General features: G+C 56.8%; 13 protein-coding genes. 8 read left to right on the top strand and 5 right to left on the bottom strand.

The window, feature by feature from the left end; translation table 11 throughout:
• From DRW39_RS14305 to DRW39_RS14295, 3 genes are read right to left on the bottom strand one after another with little or no spacing between them, the layout of a single operon-like run.
• Positions 1-1,047 carry a glutathione synthetase gene (locus tag DRW39_RS14305; protein ID WP_116107742.1) on the bottom strand — a complete coding sequence of 349 codons (1,047 nt, stop codon included), beginning with the start codon at positions 1,045-1,047 and terminating at the stop codon, positions 1-3.
• 55 nt (positions 1,048-1,102) lie between these two features.
• Positions 1,103-2,959 (bottom strand): flavohemoglobin expression-modulating QEGLA motif protein, encoded by a 1,857-nt coding sequence (locus DRW39_RS14300; RefSeq protein ID WP_116107741.1) that lies wholly within the window; start codon positions 2,957-2,959, stop codon positions 1,103-1,105.
• Between the two features lie 5 nt (positions 2,960-2,964).
• Positions 2,965-3,771, bottom strand: coding sequence for an N-formylglutamate amidohydrolase (locus tag DRW39_RS14295; protein ID WP_116107740.1), 807 nt, complete (start codon positions 3,769-3,771; stop codon positions 2,965-2,967).
• Positions 3,772-3,867: 96 nt separating this feature from the next.
• On the opposite strand from DRW39_RS14295, the gene DRW39_RS14290 reads away from it, so the two are divergent.
• Positions 3,868-6,615, top strand: a complete 2,748-nt coding sequence (locus DRW39_RS14290; RefSeq protein ID WP_157976120.1) for a prolyl oligopeptidase family serine peptidase — start codon at positions 3,868-3,870, stop codon at positions 6,613-6,615.
• A 3-nt stretch (positions 6,616-6,618) separates the two neighbouring features.
• Here the strand turns inward: DRW39_RS14290 and DRW39_RS14285 are convergent, their stop codons facing one another.
• Positions 6,619-7,389 (bottom strand): biotin--[acetyl-CoA-carboxylase] ligase, encoded by a 771-nt coding sequence (locus DRW39_RS14285; protein WP_157976119.1) that lies wholly within the window; start codon positions 7,387-7,389, stop codon positions 6,619-6,621.
• A gap of 83 nt (positions 7,390-7,472) precedes the next feature.
• Here DRW39_RS14285 and rsfS point away from each other — a divergent pair, with 83 nt between their 5' ends.
• The 7 genes from rsfS (at position 7,473) to DRW39_RS14250 (ending at position 16,331) form a co-directional block, all read left to right on the top strand.
• Positions 7,473-7,865 (top strand): ribosome silencing factor, encoded by a 393-nt coding sequence (gene rsfS / locus DRW39_RS14280; RefSeq protein WP_232830155.1) that lies wholly within the window; start codon positions 7,473-7,475, stop codon positions 7,863-7,865.
• A gap of 64 nt (positions 7,866-7,929) precedes the next feature.
• Positions 7,930-9,921, top strand: coding sequence for an ATP-dependent zinc metalloprotease FtsH (gene ftsH / locus DRW39_RS14275; protein ID WP_116107736.1), 1,992 nt, complete (start codon positions 7,930-7,932; stop codon positions 9,919-9,921).
• Between the two features lie 157 nt (positions 9,922-10,078).
• Complete coding sequence (locus DRW39_RS14270; RefSeq protein ID WP_116107735.1) at positions 10,079-12,646, top strand: sigma 54-interacting transcriptional regulator; 2,568 nt, start codon at positions 10,079-10,081, stop codon at positions 12,644-12,646.
• 40 nt (positions 12,647-12,686) lie between these two features.
• Positions 12,687-13,709 carry a zinc-binding alcohol dehydrogenase family protein gene (locus DRW39_RS14265; protein WP_116107734.1) on the top strand — a complete coding sequence of 341 codons (1,023 nt, stop codon included), beginning with the start codon at positions 12,687-12,689 and terminating at the stop codon, positions 13,707-13,709.
• 127 nt (positions 13,710-13,836) lie between these two features.
• Positions 13,837-14,634, top strand: a complete 798-nt coding sequence (locus DRW39_RS14260; protein ID WP_116107733.1) for an SDR family oxidoreductase — start codon at positions 13,837-13,839, stop codon at positions 14,632-14,634.
• Between the two features lies 1 nt (position 14,635).
• Entirely contained in the window at positions 14,636-15,976 is a 1,341-nt protein-coding gene (gene fucP, locus DRW39_RS14255) for an L-fucose:H+ symporter permease (RefSeq protein ID WP_116107732.1), read from the top strand.
• 10 nt (positions 15,977-15,986) lie between these two features.
• Entirely contained in the window at positions 15,987-16,331 is a 345-nt protein-coding gene (locus tag DRW39_RS14250) for an L-rhamnose mutarotase (protein ID WP_116107731.1), read from the top strand.
• Positions 16,332-16,337: 6 nt separating this feature from the next.
• Here the strand turns inward: DRW39_RS14250 and DRW39_RS14245 are convergent, their stop codons facing one another.
• Positions 16,338-16,679 (bottom strand): DUF1330 domain-containing protein, encoded by a 342-nt coding sequence (locus DRW39_RS14245; RefSeq protein WP_157976118.1) that lies wholly within the window; start codon positions 16,677-16,679, stop codon positions 16,338-16,340.
• Positions 16,680-16,707 lie beyond the last annotated feature (28 nt).

The following is a 16,707-nucleotide window of genomic DNA, read 5'->3' as shown; positions in this document are numbered from 1 at the left end:
TTAGAGGGTAGCGATCGTGCGGTTAGGAATTCGATTGCCGTAGTTACGCATGCAGAGCACCTTTTTTTCGAGGGCTTCCACGACCGGAACCGTAAAGTCGACACCTTCCAGGATACCTGCTCCCCGTAGTCCGCCCGGACTTTCCAGGTTGATCTCCAACAGCCGGGTGCCGGCGATGTCTACGCCAACTAAAAACATACCGTCGGCAATAAGCTTCGGCCGGATGAGCTCGATCATCTTCAAAATTTCCGGGGTGATCTCGGCTTTTTTCCCGGATCCACCGGCGTGCAGATTGTTCCGCACATCGTCATCCGCACTCATTCGATGTACGGCCGCGTAATGGCCATCCACCATCAGGGGTTCGCCGTTCATCAGAAACAAGCGGATATCCCCCTTCGCCGCGGCGGGCATAAACTCCTGCGCGATAACGTACCCGTTCTGACTGATGACTTCCACGATCTGATTCAGGTTGGGGTGATCATCTTCCCGGACTACAAAAACGTTCTTCCCCCCGGAACCGAGCAGTGGCTTGAGGATAATATCATTATGCTCTTCTTCGGCAAAGCGGCGGATCTCTTCAATTCGCCGCGTGATGATCGTTCGTGGACGTACGCTTTCCGGAAACTGCTGGAGATACATTTTATTCAACGCATGGCTCAGACCGAATGGATCGTTGACGACGATCGTGCCCTGGTAGGATGCAAGTTGTCCGAAGCTGAGTCCGGCGTTGGTAGCCCAGTTCCGGTCCGCGGCATCTTCTCCCGGATCGTTGCGCAGGTAAATCACGTCCAGTTCGTCAGTGAAGATGGGGCGTGCATCCTCGAGGTTACCGTGAAGCGCCTGGTGGTAAGCTTCCGGCTCGGCATAGTCTCCCGGGGGGGCGAAGTAACCCAAACCGCCCACGCGACCGTCCTTTACGTAGTCGAGTTTGCCCACGGAATAATAGAATACTTCGTGTCCGCGCTGGTGCAGACGGTGGGCCAGGACGGTGGTGGTATAAGTCGGCCCTTCGGTTTCAACGCGATTGACAACGAAGGCTAGCTTCATAGGTGAGCTCATGGTAATGGTTTGGGGGAGAGTATGTATGAATTGTATGTTATGGCTACCGTGGAATCAGATCGAAGACCGTCATGCCCGCCCGTAGTCGGTTCAACTTCGGATGGCCGGCCTCGCGGTCTTCCCGGAAGTACCGAGGAATAAGCGGTGGTGGACGAAGGATACCCCTGCGGGTCAGTTCGTCGAGCAGGGGAACGTAATCCAGTCGCAACTTACCGACGAAAAGCGGCTCCAGATCACCACCTTGCCGCAGGTAATCCAGCAGTTCTACCAGGCCACGCAGGTAGACAGCGTCTTTCGTAAAGCCGCCGCCCCGGAATATGCGCGCCGTCGTATAGAAGGCGGTACGTGCTGACAGTCCGTGATGTTCGTGCAGCAGGGCAAAGGTGTCCGGGAACGAGTTGCCCCGAAGCATGTAGGCAATCCCTACGACCCGGGCCGCCAGATTGCGTAACCGACCGGGCGTGATACCATCGACAAACCATTCGCCAAGGACCGCCAGACCTTCCTGGAGGTCCTCGTAGCCGGGTGTACCGGAGTGGAGCAGCGTCAACGGTTGGGCCTGCCCGTTCCAGTATGTCAGAACGTGCGTACCGATCTCGTGCTGAATGAGCGCTTCGACCCGGCGGCGCGGCACCCGCAGCTTATGACCGATGTTCAGTACGCCCTGAGAGACCATGAGCCCGCTAAGATCGTCGCGAATAAGCGCGCTCGGCTTGGCCACCGGATACTGTTCGGATAAGTAGGCAAACTCGCTTTCACACGCAGCCAAGAATTCCCCGGCATCAAGGGTGGCTTCCTCATCCGACTTTTTTGGTGGTGGAACCACCGTCAGCAAACTGTTGGCAATATTCAGAAGCTCATCGTCCACGCCCCCGAATACCTGCATGCTGCCGTAACGAAAGTGCTCGTTACCGCGATTAGCCAGCATGTCCAGCATACGAAACAACTCGTCACGCTTGTCGCGCAGCGTGTAGGCAAGAGTTGCGTCTTTTACCCGGTCAATAGGCAGATTAAATAGTTCCCGCTTTACCCCTTCCGGATCGACCGGCAGAAAGCGATAGTGAAAGTTGGGTTCGGTGCGATATCCAGTCTCGGCGAAACGATCAAATGCCTCGTCGTCATTCGTCGCCGTTACCAGAAGCAGGAACGGAAAGCTATTGGATATCTCCACCAACTTACGGTCGATCTCCCACACCAGGTCGCTGACCCGATGATTACCCAATTGGTCAAAATGGGAGGCATTGTAGGTGGTTTCCAGACGAACGAAATCAAAAAACGCGCGACGTAGCGCCGTGTGGAGACCGTCACGGAAGTTTCGCAGGACCAACGGGAAGGGACGTCCACCCTCGCCGAGGAAGAAGGCGTTGATCTCCATGCCCAACAACAGGATATCGCGACGCTTCAGGTCTTTTTCTTCCAGCAATGGCCGAGGTCCGGTGTTCCGGGTTCTGAAGTCTTCCCTCAGCTCGATGGTTGGCGGGGAATCAGGTCCCTTCACGCTTTTCAGGTGATCGATCAGCGTTTCACTTACCGCGGAGGGGTGATCCGGGGCAGCATGGACGACCATCCGTGGCGTAGTTCCTTCGTCGTTGACCCAAAGTTCGAGCACCATAACGCCACCGAAACGATCCGATAATTCCGCCAGCAGGTTGCCCAGAAAATCGATGAAGTCTACTGGTGGGTCTTCATCCCACCCTAACACGCAGTAAGCAGTTTCATCCGCGTGCAGATCGTAATCGTGATCCTGCTTTCCGTACCGGTATACGGTCAGAAAGGGCACCGCCCGGGCAAGATATAGTTTACCGCCCCCGGGAAGCTCCAGCAAAACGGGGTCGTCGGCATCCAGCCGCGCTAGTACACCGTCCACATCGTAAGTGGTATGTGTCGTGATTTCAGCCATATAATTTATGCTTGTAGACTTTCGTTGACCCGAGCCCTCGCGGATAGGACGGGATCGAAAGTCCCGACCAGAGCTTCCTGCAACTGTTGCAACACCGAAGTATGCACCTCATTGGTGTGCTCGTCCATAAAGATCTTTTTAAACTCGATCGACAGCACGCACGACACCCCGGGGAACCGATCGTGCAGCCAATGATTGAAGTGCCCTCCGGGAAACTTCACGTTTTCACGTACGTCAAGTGGCTCGCCATTCAGCCCGTGGGCGCGCATACTTTCCATAAATACCTCAACGACGGGAGCCCACCGCTCCCGGTCCATATTGCCGGTACCGACGTTGACCACCGGGTTTGCTTCCGGGTCGGCGGGCATCCGATCGTTCTCTTCACGACGGTGATTGTAGGAGTGAATATCGTAGAGAACGAAACTTCCGAATCGATCGACAACGGACTGTAAAAAGCCCTCCACCTCTTGGTAGAAGTTGTCGTACGCGGACAAGGACCGGTCGACCATCGCGCTGTCGGGACGGTGTCGCCACACGTTCAACCCCCAGGCATCCGCCGGTTCGAGGTATACGGCACTGTCGCGACTTCGATTCAGATCCACTTCAAAGCGGCTGTGCAGGCCGACGATGTGCGGCTCCCGCAGTCGGGCCCAGGTGGCCGTGTGGGGGTCTTCTTCGTAACGCCGCTCCAACTCATCCAGGGCGAAACGGTCCTGCAACGCTTCGCGTACGGCCGCCCCGTCGTGGATAGCGGTTAGAACGAGCGGTGCCGGGGCGCCGGTAATAGTAAAGTAGCCTGATTGATCCTGCATACCTATCCAACTTGGGTAGCATGGTGATGTTTGGTGGCGTGCCTCGCCTTCCGCTACGAGATCAATTATCCCATAAAATTTAAGGATATTTGTCCTATGCAGCTCAGAGACCGTCTATTACCGTTCCTCCTCACACTTTTTGCTCTTCCCCTCGTAGGCCAACGCGCCATTACCGTCGAGGACATGCAAGCCTGGAATGAAATCCAGGGCGAAGCAGTCAGCGCGGATGGTAGCCATGTTGTTTACAGCCTGGTACCGGACGTTGGAGACCCGGTCGCGATCGTCCGGCGCGTAGCCGATGGCAGTGAAAAGCAATTCGCGAGGCTTCACGATGCCCGGTTCACCTACGACGGCAAATACCTTCTGGGAACCCTTAAGCCATCGCGCGATACCGTTTTGCACTACAAACGGAAGGAAGAAGCGAAAAAGCTAAAGGCGATGGATACCCTGCTCGTCTGGAACTTGGCTACCCAGGCAGCGGAACTCTACCCCGAGGTGTACGAGGTCAAGACCAGCGAACGGTCGGGGGACATTTTCGCCTATACCACCGCAAGCCTGCTACCCGACAGCCTGGCAAAGGGCCTGGATGAGGACGCCCGTCGTCTTGTCGTACGTCGTTTTGCCAACCAAGACAGCTTTTACCTGGAAGGGGTCGTCGACTTCCAGCTCGCCCGCGATCAACCCATTGTCGTTGCTCAGCGCACGAAAAAGGACAGCACCTGGAGTACCGGGATTTTACGCGTTGACCCCACGGACCTGGAATGGCAAACCCTCAGTTCGGGTTTTCCCCGCTACGGCGGGCTCAACCTGAGCTACGACGGCGAGCATGTGGGCTTCCTGAGTAGTGATGCGGATGAGGACGAAAAGCAACCCCCTTATGTCCTTCACTATTGGACAGCGGGACGCGATTCCGCGTTTGTGACAACTGACCGGGACATGGACTGGCTACCCAGTGGATACCGCATCAGCGACGACCGCCGGCCAAGTTTCAGTGAGGATGGATCGTATCTGTTTTTCGGCACCACGCCCCGCCGACCGGAGCTTGACACTAATGACATCTCCAGCGAACTCGCCGACGTCGAAGTATGGACCACGGAGGATCCCCTACTCTATACCCGGCAAAACAACACACTCGATCAGGACCGCCGCTTTACCTACCTGGCCGTGTACCGCACGACACAGGATGAATTCGAGCAGATCGCAACGCCGGAAATGCCGGAGGCTAGCCTACCCGACGACGGAAAGGGAAGTCACGTACTCCTTTATAACGAGTCGCCCTATTCCAAAGAAACCATGTGGACCGGTGGCCCGGGTGGGCGCGATGTCTGGATATTCGACCTCCAAACCGGTGAACGCACCCCGGTCCTGGAAGGTGAGCCCGGATATTTCCAATGGTCTCCGGAAGGCCACTACATCAGCTGGTACAATCCGGTTGATACCGTTTACCGTGCCTACGATGTCAGACGTAAGGAGATAAACGACCTAACGACCAACGAGACGGGCATCTTCTACGATGAACTGAACGATCGCCCGATGGACCCCTACCCCTACGGAACGGCCGGGTGGACCGAAAACGATGAGTCGCTCATCATCTACGATCGCTATGATCTTTGGGAAGTCGATCCCCGCGGAGGAGAAGCGACCCGCCTGACCAACGGCCGTGAAGACGGGATAAGCTACCGCTTTCAGGACCTGAACCCCGAGCAGGCAGCCGTGACCTATCCTCTGCTGTTGGTCTTCCAGCGTGATGCCGATTATTTCGGCGGTTATGCCCGATTGGACGAAGAAGAAGACGTGACTCAGCTCGAAGCGGGCCCCTATAGCTTCGGGCACTTCAGCAAGGCCCGTAACGGCGAGAAGTATCTCTATACCCGGGAAAGCTATACCGAATTCCCCAACCTTCGGGTCACGGAGCGCCTGGAAGACGTTGGCGAAGTTATCTCCGATGCCAATCCGCAGCAGGGTGACTTTGACTGGGGAACGATCGAGGAATACAATTGGATCGATCACGAGGGGCGTGAACTTCGCGGGCTGCTGGTGAAGCCGGCCGACTTTGACAGCACACGGCAGTATCCCATGCTCGTTAACTATTACGAGCGAAGCAGCGAAGGCCTCTACCGCCACCGGACGCCGCAGCCAGGACGATCTTCCATTAATTATCCCCACTACGCGAGCCGGGGTTACGTCATTTTTAATCCGGACGTAATTTACCGGGAGGGCTATCCCGGCGAGAGTGCCTACAACTGTGTGATGAGCGGTATCAGCAGCCTGCTACAGGAAGGGTTCATCGATAAGGAACGCATCGGCATGCAGGGACACAGCTGGGGCGGCTACCAGGCGGCTTACCTGGCTACGAAAACCGACCTCTTTGCGGCTATCGAATCCGGCGCGCCCGTCGTTAATATGTTCTCCGCTTACGGGGGCATCCGCTGGGGAAGCGGCCGGAGCCGCCAGTTTCAGTATGAGCGTACACAGAGCCGGATCGGCGGCACGATTTGGGAGTACCCGCTGCGTTACATCGAAAATTCACCGCTCTTCTTCACTGACAAGATCAACACCCCCATCCTGATTTTACATAACGACGCTGACGGGGCCGTTCCCTGGTACCAGGGTATCGAATGGTTCACCGCCCTGCGCCGTTTGGGCAAGCCCGCCTGGTTCCTCAACTACCGTGGAGAGCCTCACTGGCCGCTAAAGGCACCCAACCGTGCGGATTTCCAGACGCGTATGGCTCAATTTTTCGATTACTTCCTACTGGATGCGCCAAAGCCGAAATGGATGAACGAAGGAGTCAGCCCACTACAACGGGGAATCGAGCAGAATCTGGAGCCCGCCGGGGAGTAGTCCTTACGCGGGTAACCATTGGATGCTGCGCAGTTCGAAGGTCTCAAGCTGTGCATCGTCCAAAACTAACCGGAGGTGACCGCGGCCGTCCGTCCCCTGCACCACGGCGGTAAACACTTCATCGTCCGCCACCCGCCGGAAGCGGTGTCGCTCGCCGAGCCGGTACAAGCGCTCGTGATACGCGGCATGGAGCCTGTCGAAACCTTGGGTCTCCAATTCATCGTACCAGTAGGTGAAGCCGGCGAAGATGTGCTCCAGCAATGACGACCGATCGACAGCTTCTCCCAGGATGTGGTACAAACTAGTGGCGGATCGTTGCAATTCGGGGGGAAATTCGCGCTCGTTCACGTTGAGTCCCACGCCAATCACCGACCACTGTACTCCCGATCCGCGCAGACCGTTTTGAATCAGGATGCCGCCGAGCTTTCGATTGCCAGCGTACAAGTCATTCGGCCACTTGACCCGCAATTGCTTTTCGTCCAGAGTTGGAAGCATCGTCGTCAATCCGCGGTGTACCGCCAGGGAGGCATACTGCGTGAGGGCAAATATTCGGTCGACTGACAATTGGTCAGGCATCACCAGCATGCTAAAGGTCAAATTGTCGCCGGGCGAACTATGCCACCGGTTCGCACCCTGTCCCCTTCCCGCTGTTTGATCGTCGGTAATGTAAACTGCCCCGTGGGGCACTTCCTCCGCGCCGCTTAACGCCTGTAAGAGCGCATCATTCGTAGACCCCATATGGGCGAACCGGCGGGCAACTTTAGGTACGAGCAAATTGTTTGTTTTACAACTTTATAGCGGTAGCGCGCCGATTTTCGGAACGGTGTTTGCTACCTTCATTGTGCTAAATTCTCGATTTGAATACATCCACAGAATCTGTACGCAACAAGATTGCTCCGAAGATGGAGCAGCGGCTTGACGTAATCCTGGACAGTATCCGGGACATCAAAGGTAAAAACATCCTCCGGCTGGATTTACGGAAACTAGACGACCGGCCAGCGGAGTTCTTCTTTATCTGCGAAGGTGAATCCACCACACAAGTACGTGCCATTGCGGAAAACGTGCAGAAACGCATGAAGCACGAAATGGGCGAAATCACTAAAAACTCCACCGGCAGCCGGCCTTCCAACTGGGTTTGTCTGGATTATTTTGACACCGTGATCCACGTCTTCTATCCCGAAACCCGGGCCTTTTACCAGATCGAAGATCTCTGGAGCGACGCCGTTGCGACAGAATTCGACACCCTGTAAAGGGCAACCCCAAAAAGTGTGCGACTACCCAACGAATTAGGCCGCCGCACGTTAGCCTTTAGATATGAGCACAAACAATCAGAATAATAAGTCCGAGGGCAACGGCGGACCTAAATTCCAGAGCTACTGGATTTACGCGATCATGTCGGTCGTGCTGCTGGCCCTGGTGCTTACGAATTGGGGCACCGGCACTTCGAGCCAGATTCAACTCGACCGCCTCAACGAGATGATTAAGGACGATGCCATCGGTGCCATTACCCTCGTCAACGGCGAACGTGCCGAGATCTACCTCAAAGAGGACAAAAAATCTCTCCCCCGGTACGAAGACGCCGCGCCGGAAGGTATGGGTGGAAGCCGGTATGACTACTACCTGGAAGTCACTGATGCCAGCTCTTTCACGCGTTTCGTCGACCGCGCCTACGAGGAAGAAAATGTCAACTTTTCCGACCGTGTTCAGGTCAACTCCGAAAATCGGACGGACTGGCTCGGAAGTACGCTTCAGTGGTTACTTCCGCTCGCGGTCATTGCGTTCATCTGGATTATCCTGATGCGTCGCCTGGGCAGTGGCGGCGGGGGTCCCGGAGGTCAGATCTTCAATATCGGCAAGTCTAAGGCGACCCTTTTCGATCAGAACAGCAAGGTAAACATCACCTTTGCCGACGTGGCCGGACTGGACGAAGCCAAGGAAGAGGTGATGGAGGTCGTCGACTTCCTTAAAAACCCTAAAAAATATACCGCCCTCGGTGGTAAGATTCCGAAGGGCGTATTGCTGGTAGGCCCTCCGGGTACTGGTAAGACCCTGCTTGCCAAGGCCGTGGCCGGAGAAGCGGGCGTACCCTTCTTTACCATGAGTGGATCGGACTTCGTAGAGATGTTCGTCGGTGTAGGTGCATCTCGCGTACGCGACCTCTTTAAGCAAGCCCGTGAGAAAGCGCCCTGTATCATCTTCATCGACGAGATCGACGCCATCGGACGCGCCCGCGGCCGGGCAAATATGCAAGGTGGCAATGACGAGCGGGAAAATACCCTCAACCAGCTACTGGTTGAAATGGACGGATTCAGTACGGACAAAGGCGTAATCCTCATGGCCGCTACCAACAGGCCCGACGTTCTCGACTCCGCTCTGCTGCGACCCGGACGTTTTGACCGCCAGATCAGCATCGACCGGCCCGACCTTCAGGGCCGGGAAGCGATCTTTAAGGTCCACCTGAAGACGATCAAAACCAACGACACGGTCAACGCGCTCACGCTAGCGGAAATGACCCCCGGTTTTGCCGGCGCCGAGATTGCCAACATCTGTAACGAAGCGGCCCTGATCGCCGCCCGTCGTAACCAGGACAGCATCGGACTCGATGACTTCAATTATGCCCTAGACAAGGTCATCGGTGGATTGGAGAAGAAGAACAAACTGATCAACCCCGACGAGAAAAAGATCATCGCCTACCACGAGGCAGGGCATGCCATCTGCGGATGGTATCTGAAGCACGCCATGCCTCTGGTCAAAGTAACGATCGTTCCCCGCGGAGTTGCCGCCCTCGGCTACGCCCAATACCTCCCCAAGGAGCAATACATTACCCGTACCGGGCAAATGCTTGATATGATGTGTATGACCTTCGGCGGAAGGGCGGCCGAGGAAGTCGTGTTTAACGAAATCAGCACCGGCGCGCAGAATGACCTCGACAAGGTGACCAAGATGGCCTACGATATGGTCACGGTCTACGGTATGAACTTCGACGTCGGACAGGTGAGCTTTTACGGTATGAGCCGCGATAGCTACCAACGTCCGTACTCCGATGATACCGCCACCCTTATTGACGATCAAGTCAGGGAGCTGCTGCAGGGCCAGTACGAACGTGCCAAACAACTTCTGATCGACAAGCGCGAGGAAATGCAGAAACTTGCCGAAGCACTGCTCGAGAAAGAGGTGCTCAGCCGCAAGGACCTGGAAGAGTTGATTGGCCCGCGTCCCGCGGATGCCGAAGAGGGAGCGCAGGACTGGGCCGGCGTTGTCGACAACTCGCATGACCCCAATAACAACGGCAAAGTAATGCCCTAAGCGTGTAGTTCACGGCCACCCGACCGCCGCTCGAACATACCCGATTACCGACCTTTTGCCAGAATGGCCCCCAGCGTAAAAGCGTGGGGGCCGTTTTGCTTAGGGGTTTTCTTATCTTCACCGGACTTAGACCTTAGCAACCCTATTATCTCGATCAGTGACCGAGCCAGCTCCTCCCGTCGATGCCCTGCTACAAATGCACCAGGATGCCTTCAACCTGGTGTCGGAGGGGGTACTATGGGTTGACTCCTCGGGACGTATCCAATACGGCAACGAGAGCGCCGCGAAATTGCTGGGCTACAGCAACAACGCGCTACAGCGGTCTAGCTACTTTGAGGTCAATCCGCACTTCAGCGTACTGGGTTGGCGAAAGTTCTGGAACCGCTTAGGGGATATCGGGAGCGAGCACTTCGATACGGAATTTGTCAATCGCGACGGGAAGCTGTTCAGTGTCCGTGGCCGGGCGGCTTTCGATATATACAGCATCGATCCCGAGCTCTGCCTGATCGTCTTCTCCGCAACCGAAGCCGGCAAACGGGATGCCGACCTCCTGGAAGCCGTACAAACCGACGCCCAGATCGGGAGCTGGGAAATCAATTTCAGTTCCAAACAGGTTTATCTCTCTCCCCTGATCCGCCAGTGGCTCGGACTGGCTGCCGACCGTTCCTTTCTTCCGGCCGACGAGATGCTCGGAGTCGTGCAGGAGCAGTTGGTCACGGACTACGACCGCCTGCGTCCTGTTTTTAAGCAACTTAAAAAGGCAAAATCGGTAGAGGAAACCCGCATCATGCTGCGCAGCCGGTCATCGGACGAAAACACCAGTCCCACCGAATACGTGGTCCGCGCCCGATCGGTGGAAAACGAGCTCGAAGTATACAAGATTTACGGTACCCTGGCCCGTACCGATATCGGTGCGGTCGGGGTAACCGAACTTCCGCTGGAGGAAGAACTCTTTCGCCGCACGCTGGATCAGCAGCTGGAAGCAACGTTCATCATTACCTATTCGGAGCGCAAAATCGTTTATTCCAACGACCGCGCCGCCGAATTATCGGGCTACTCCCGGCGAAGCCTGCTGAACCTACCGATCACCACGCTGTCGGCCCGCCCGAATGCAGAGGAAGTAAGTGCGCTCTATCCTAAACTGCGCGAGGAACGCTACTTCGAATACCCTACCCAGATCGTACGTCAGGACGGTTCCTCCGTACCGGTCAACGCCCGTATGCATTACTTCTCCATCGGGGAAGAGGAATACATGGTGCTCGTCGCCCAGGACCGGAGCGAGGAAGTACACGATGGGGAAAATATTCAGCTCTACGCCAGCACCCTGGATTCCCTGCAGGAATGGGTCATCTGGCTCGACCCCGCCAAAAACGTCGCCCTGCTGAACGAGGCGGCACGCCGTAAATTGAGCAGGAAGACCAGCCGGGATATCGAGGGCATGGCCATCGATGAGCTTATGCCCGACCTGATCGTACCCTCCCTGTCCGATATTCGCCAGGAGAAGATCGACGGCCGATCGCGCAGCGCCACGGAATACATCTTCAGCACCGTCAGCGGTGACGATCGGACGCTGCAGGTGAGATTTGCTCAGGTAGAGGCAGGTAATCAACGGTACCTGTGCCTGATCTGCCGCGACGTCACCCTCGAGCAGAACAACCGCCGCAAGCTGCAGAAGACCAAGCGTCGTGTCGACGAGCTCACCAAGCAGTTACAGAGTGAAAACGAAACCCTGCGGGAACAGATCGAACAGGTCAATACCGGCGGGGCCATCATCACCGTATCCAAAAAATACCAGAAGATACTCGGCCAGATCGCGCAGGTTGCCGACACCGATGCGACCGTGCTCGTTACCGGAGAAACCGGTACCGGTAAGGAACTACTGGCCCAGTCCATTCACAAGTTCAGCAGCCGGGGCCGCAAACCCCTCGTTAGCGTCAACTGCGCCGCTCTGCCGGAAAACCTGATCGAAAGCGAACTCTTCGGTCACGAACGCGGAGCCTTTACCGGCGCGGTTGCCCAAAAGAAGGGCAAATTCGAACTTGCGGACGGCGGAACGATCTTCCTCGATGAGATCGGAGAACTGCCCCTCGACATGCAGGCCAAATTGCTGCGGGTACTGCAGGAAGGCGAAATTCAACGCATCGGATCCACCGACGTCATCCACGTGGATGTGCGCGTGGTAGCCGCCACGAATCGAGACCTGGAAAAGATGATCTACCAGGGCGGATTCCGCGAAGACCTCTTCTACCGGCTAAACGTCTTCCCCATTCACAATCTCCCTCTGCGGGAACGCCCGGAAGACATCCCCGTGCTCGTGAAGCACTTCGCCAAGGTGTACTCGGATCGGATGGGCCGCAATATTACCCACATCAACCCCAACGACATCAAGGCGCTCGAGAGTTATGAGTTCCCTGGCAACGTCCGTGAGCTTATCAACCTGGTCGAACGGGCGGTGATCACCTCCCAGTCGTCCACGCTCAATCTAAGCGCGAGTCTGCGAGCCCTGCGCCGGTCGGACCGGGTCGACGAAAACGCCTCCTTCCGCAGCGAGAAGATCGTGCCCTTCGAAACCATGCAGCGCCAGTACATCATCGAGGCCCTCAAGCGGACGAACGGCAAGGTGACCGGTCCCGGCGGAGCAGCGGAATTGCTCGACCTGAATGGACGTACGCTCATGTCCAAGATGAACAAGCTCGGTATCAACCGGAATAAGTTTACCTCCTAGGCATCCCAAGCGAACCCGCGATTTTCCCTAGCTTACCCGGATGAAACGTATCACCTGCCGCGAACCCGGCACTTTCGTCTTGGAAGAGGTCGCGGCTCCCGCTCCCGGCCCCGGAGAGGCCCACCTGCGTATTCACCGCGTCGGAATCTGCGGCACGGACTTACACGCCTTCCAGGGTAATCAGGCCTTTTTTACGTACCCGCGCGTCCTAGGCCACGAACTTTCGGCGTCGATCATCTCCATCGGTCTTAACGATCAGGGTCTGCGGGCGGGCGACCCGGTAATCATCATGCCCTACCTTTTCTGCGGTCATTGCCTGGCCTGCCGTTCGGGAAAAACGAATTGTTGCCAGAACCTCTCCGTGCTCGGCGTCCACGTGGACGGCGGTATGCAAGAGGAAATCACCCTCGACAGCAAGTACCTGCTATCGGCCGGCACCCTGTCGGAAGAGGAAATTGCCATCGTCGAACCGCTGGCCATAGGCGCTCACGCGCTGCGACGGGGGGGCGTTACCTCCGACGATACGATTGCGGTAGTGGGATGCGGCCCGATCGGTATCGGCATTATGGCGCTCGCGCGCACGCTTGGATGCCGCGTCATCGCCCTGGATACCAACCCGGCTCGCCTCGATTTCGTCAAGCAGGCATTCGGCGTCGCGGATACCGTATTGGCAAATGATGGCGCCGGAGCGCAGGTAAAAAGCATTACCGGAGGCAACCTGGCCACCGTGGTTTTCGACGCTACCGGCAACCGGCGTGCGCTGGAATCCGGTCATCAGTACATGGCGTACGGTGGGCGATACGTACTCGTCGGTCTAAGCAAGGACGAACTCAGCTTCCGCCACCCCGAAATTCACGCCAAAGAGACGACGCTTCTCTGTAGCCGTAACGCTACCCGGGAAGACTTCGAATGGGTGAGGCAAACGCTGGAAAACGGGGAATTCCCAACGCGCGAATACATTACGCACCAGGTCCCCTTCCCGGAAATGATCGAGCACTTCGACAGTTGGACCCAGCCCGATACCGGCGTTATTAAGGCCATGGTGGATTGGACCAATAGCTGAAGCGGTCCCATAGCCACTTTAAGCAAGGACCCGGCGCTCATTCCCATCACGTGAAATGTGGTTAATTTAACCGCTGTCACCCATCCTGTACACTCCGCTGCGGCCGAGCATTCGTCGATCATAACCTATGAAAACAAACCTAGCAGATAAGATTGTCGTCATTTCCGGTGGTGCCGGCAAACAGGGTAGCATCGGTCAGGTCATGCTGCAACGGCTGGTGGATGAAGGCGCGATACCCGCCATCATAGACAAAAGCGAACGGGGAAAAGAGTACGCCGAGCAACTCCAGCGGAAGGGCATCGATGCGCTGTTTATCCAAACGGACGTTACCCGGCCCGAGCAGATCGAAAGCGCCGTCCAACGGATCGGTGACAAATACGGCCGGATCGATGTGCTGATCAATAACGTAGGCGTAAATGACGGCGTAGGGCTGGACGGTAGCGTCGACGACTTCATGGCCAGCCTACGACTGAACCTGGTCAGCTTTTGGTGCCTGACAAAATACTGCTTTCCCTACCTGAAAGCCAGCCGGGGCAACGTGTTGAATATTGGGTCAAAGGTTGCCCTCACCGGCCAGGGATCGACTTCCGCTTACGCCGCCAGTAAGGGAGGGGTGCTGGCACTCACCCGGGAGTGGGCCGTGGATTTCGTCCCCCACCAAATGCGGTGTAATGCCATCGTGATCGCCGAATGCTATACGCCGTCCTACGAAACCTGGATCGAGGGCCTAGATAACGGTGAGGAAAAAAGGCGGTCCATCAACGAAAAGATTCCACTCGGTCAGCGGATGACCACCCCGGAGGAGATCGCGAATACGGCCCTGTTCCTGATTTCCGATCTTTCTTCCCACACTACCGGGCAGTTCGTCTTCGTCGACGGCGGGTACGTCCATCTCGACCGCGCCCTACTCTCCCAAGCCCGATAGCATGTCCGAACAGTCCGCCATCGTCAGCCGATCCGTTCTGCTGCCCTTCATCATCGTTACCTCCCTCTTTGCGCTGTGGGGCTTTGCCAACGATATCACCAACCCGATGGTCTCGGCCTTCAAGAAAGTACTCGAACTGGATAATTTCCAGGCTTCCTGGGTGCAGTTCGCCTTCTATTTCGGGTACTTCACCATGGCACTTCCCGCGGCGATTTTCGCGAAGAAGTATTCCTACAAGAAAAGCATCATCATCGGGCTGGCGCTTTACGCTACCGGCGCGCTACTCTTCTACCCCGCCGCTTCGTGGGAGAGCTACGGCTTCTTTCTGCTGTCGCTTTACATACTCACCTTCGGGTTGGCCTTTCTCGAGACGACGGCCAGTCCGTACATCATGTCGTTAGGATCGGAAGAAACCGCTACCCGCCGGCTGAACCTGGCCCAGGCCTTCAACCCGATCGGGGCCCTTGGCGGTCTGATTGTCGCCAAGCAATTTATCCTCTCCCGGCTACAGGTCGAGCAGATCGGTGCGGAAGCTTATTCTGCGCTTCCGTCCGCCGAGCAGACCGCGGTGCGGGTGGCGGACCTGCAAGTCATCCGCGATCCGTACGTAATGCTGGGCGTTGTGGTCATCGCCATGCTCATTCTCTTCCTCGTGGTGAATATGCCCGAGAAGGCGGAAACCGAGGACAAACTAGGTGTACGCGCCGCCATTGCCCGCCTGTGGAGGCAGCCCCGCTTCGCGGGAGGGGTAGTCGCCCAGACCTTTTACGTGGGGGCCCAGATCATGTGCTGGACCTACATCTACCAGTATGCCGAGTCGATCGGTATAGCCAATGCCGACGCCGTTCCCTACGGCATTTCCGCCCTCGTCATTTTTCTGGTGGGCAGGTGGATCGGTACGTACATACTCAAATTTGTCAGTGGGGGAAAATTGCTTTTCGCTTTTGCCGTCGGCGCGGTGGTAATGTGCCTGCTGACCATGTTTATCGTCGGATCGCCAGGGCTGTATGCACTGGTCGGGATCAGCTTCTTTATGTCGATCATGTTCCCCACGATCTACGGCATCGCGCTGGAGGGCCAGGGAGAAGACGCGAAATTCGGTGCCGCCTTTCTGGTCATGGCTATCGTGGGCGGTGCGCTCATGCCGACCCTGCAGGGACTCATCCTGGATATGGGCGGGGGTGGCTACACCGATACGCTCGTGCTCGGTGTACCGGAGGTAAATTTCAGCTTCATTTTGCCGCTGGTCTGTTTTGTGGCGGTCGGCCTGTACGGCTGGCTGGTCTTTACCCGGTGGCACGAGCCGGATCCATTGGTAGCGGAGGCCCCGCCCCGCCCCTAAAGCGCGCCCCATGACCCACTACCTGCTGTGTGACCTCAAAGACGATCCCGAACTGATCGCGGAGTACGAAGCCCACCACGCCCCCGGTCGGTGCTGGCCGGAGGTGACCGATGCCATACGCGAGGCCGGCATCCTGGAAATGCAGATCTACCGGGCCGGAAATCGGCTGATGATGGTGATGGAAACCGGAGAGCAATATACCGAAGAACGTCACGCCGCCATCAATGCCTCCCGGCAAAAGGTTCGGGCGTGGGAAGCCCTGATGGATCGCTATCAAGATCGCCTACCCTTTGCTGAGGCTGGCGTAAAATGGGTACCGATGCATCAAATCTTCCGCTTACAGGATCAAGCCTAGCCATTCCTACTCTCCGATAACGATCAGTCGGTGGTCCTCCAGGGCAGCCTGGCGGTAAGTCGACACTTCCAGAAAGTCCGGGTAGCGGGCCATCTCCAGGAACCGTTGCAGAGAAGGGTACCGCACGATCAACATCCGGTCCCACTTTTCATCCTTGGGCCCGACGAGGGTCAAAAGCGGCTGTCCTTCGAGAAGTACCTTTGCACCAAACACTTCCAGAATGGGTACCGCCGCCTTCAGGTACTTGGCATACATCGCCTCACCGCTAAGCGTATCTCCCGTAGCGATTGCACGGTACCGCAGTAGATTAAGCATGCGAACCGGTCGTGACCGGTCTAGTGTCTTCAATTGCTCGATTTGCTGTTCCGTTGAAGTT

It is taken from the genome of Lewinella sp. IMCC34191, assembly GCF_003390935.1.
Classification (GTDB): domain Bacteria; phylum Bacteroidota; class Bacteroidia; order Chitinophagales; family Saprospiraceae; genus Neolewinella.
Note: the sequence above shows the minus strand (reverse complement) of the source record. Positions and strands in the feature narration are given on the sequence as shown.

Coding starts and splice junctions, on each gene's coding strand:
- DRW39_RS14260 (WP_116107733.1), top strand. CDS start 13,837: ATGAAAACAAACCTAGCAGATAAGATTGTCGTCATTTCCGGTGGTGCC.
- DRW39_RS14290 (WP_157976120.1), top strand. CDS start 3,868: ATGCAGCTCAGAGACCGTCTATTACCGTTCCTCCTCACACTTTTTGCT.
- DRW39_RS14305 (WP_116107742.1), bottom strand. CDS start 1,047: ATGAAGCTAGCCTTCGTTGTCAATCGCGTTGAAACCGAAGGGCCGACT.
- fucP (WP_116107732.1), top strand. CDS start 14,636: ATGTCCGAACAGTCCGCCATCGTCAGCCGATCCGTTCTGCTGCCCTTC.
- DRW39_RS14295 (WP_116107740.1), bottom strand. CDS start 3,771: ATGCAGGATCAATCAGGCTACTTTACTATTACCGGCGCCCCGGCACCG.
- DRW39_RS14265 (WP_116107734.1), top strand. CDS start 12,687: ATGAAACGTATCACCTGCCGCGAACCCGGCACTTTCGTCTTGGAAGAG.
- DRW39_RS14250 (WP_116107731.1), top strand. CDS start 15,987: ATGACCCACTACCTGCTGTGTGACCTCAAAGACGATCCCGAACTGATC.
- ftsH (WP_116107736.1), top strand. CDS start 7,930: ATGAGCACAAACAATCAGAATAATAAGTCCGAGGGCAACGGCGGACCT.
- DRW39_RS14300 (WP_116107741.1), bottom strand. CDS start 2,959: ATGGCTGAAATCACGACACATACCACTTACGATGTGGACGGTGTACTA.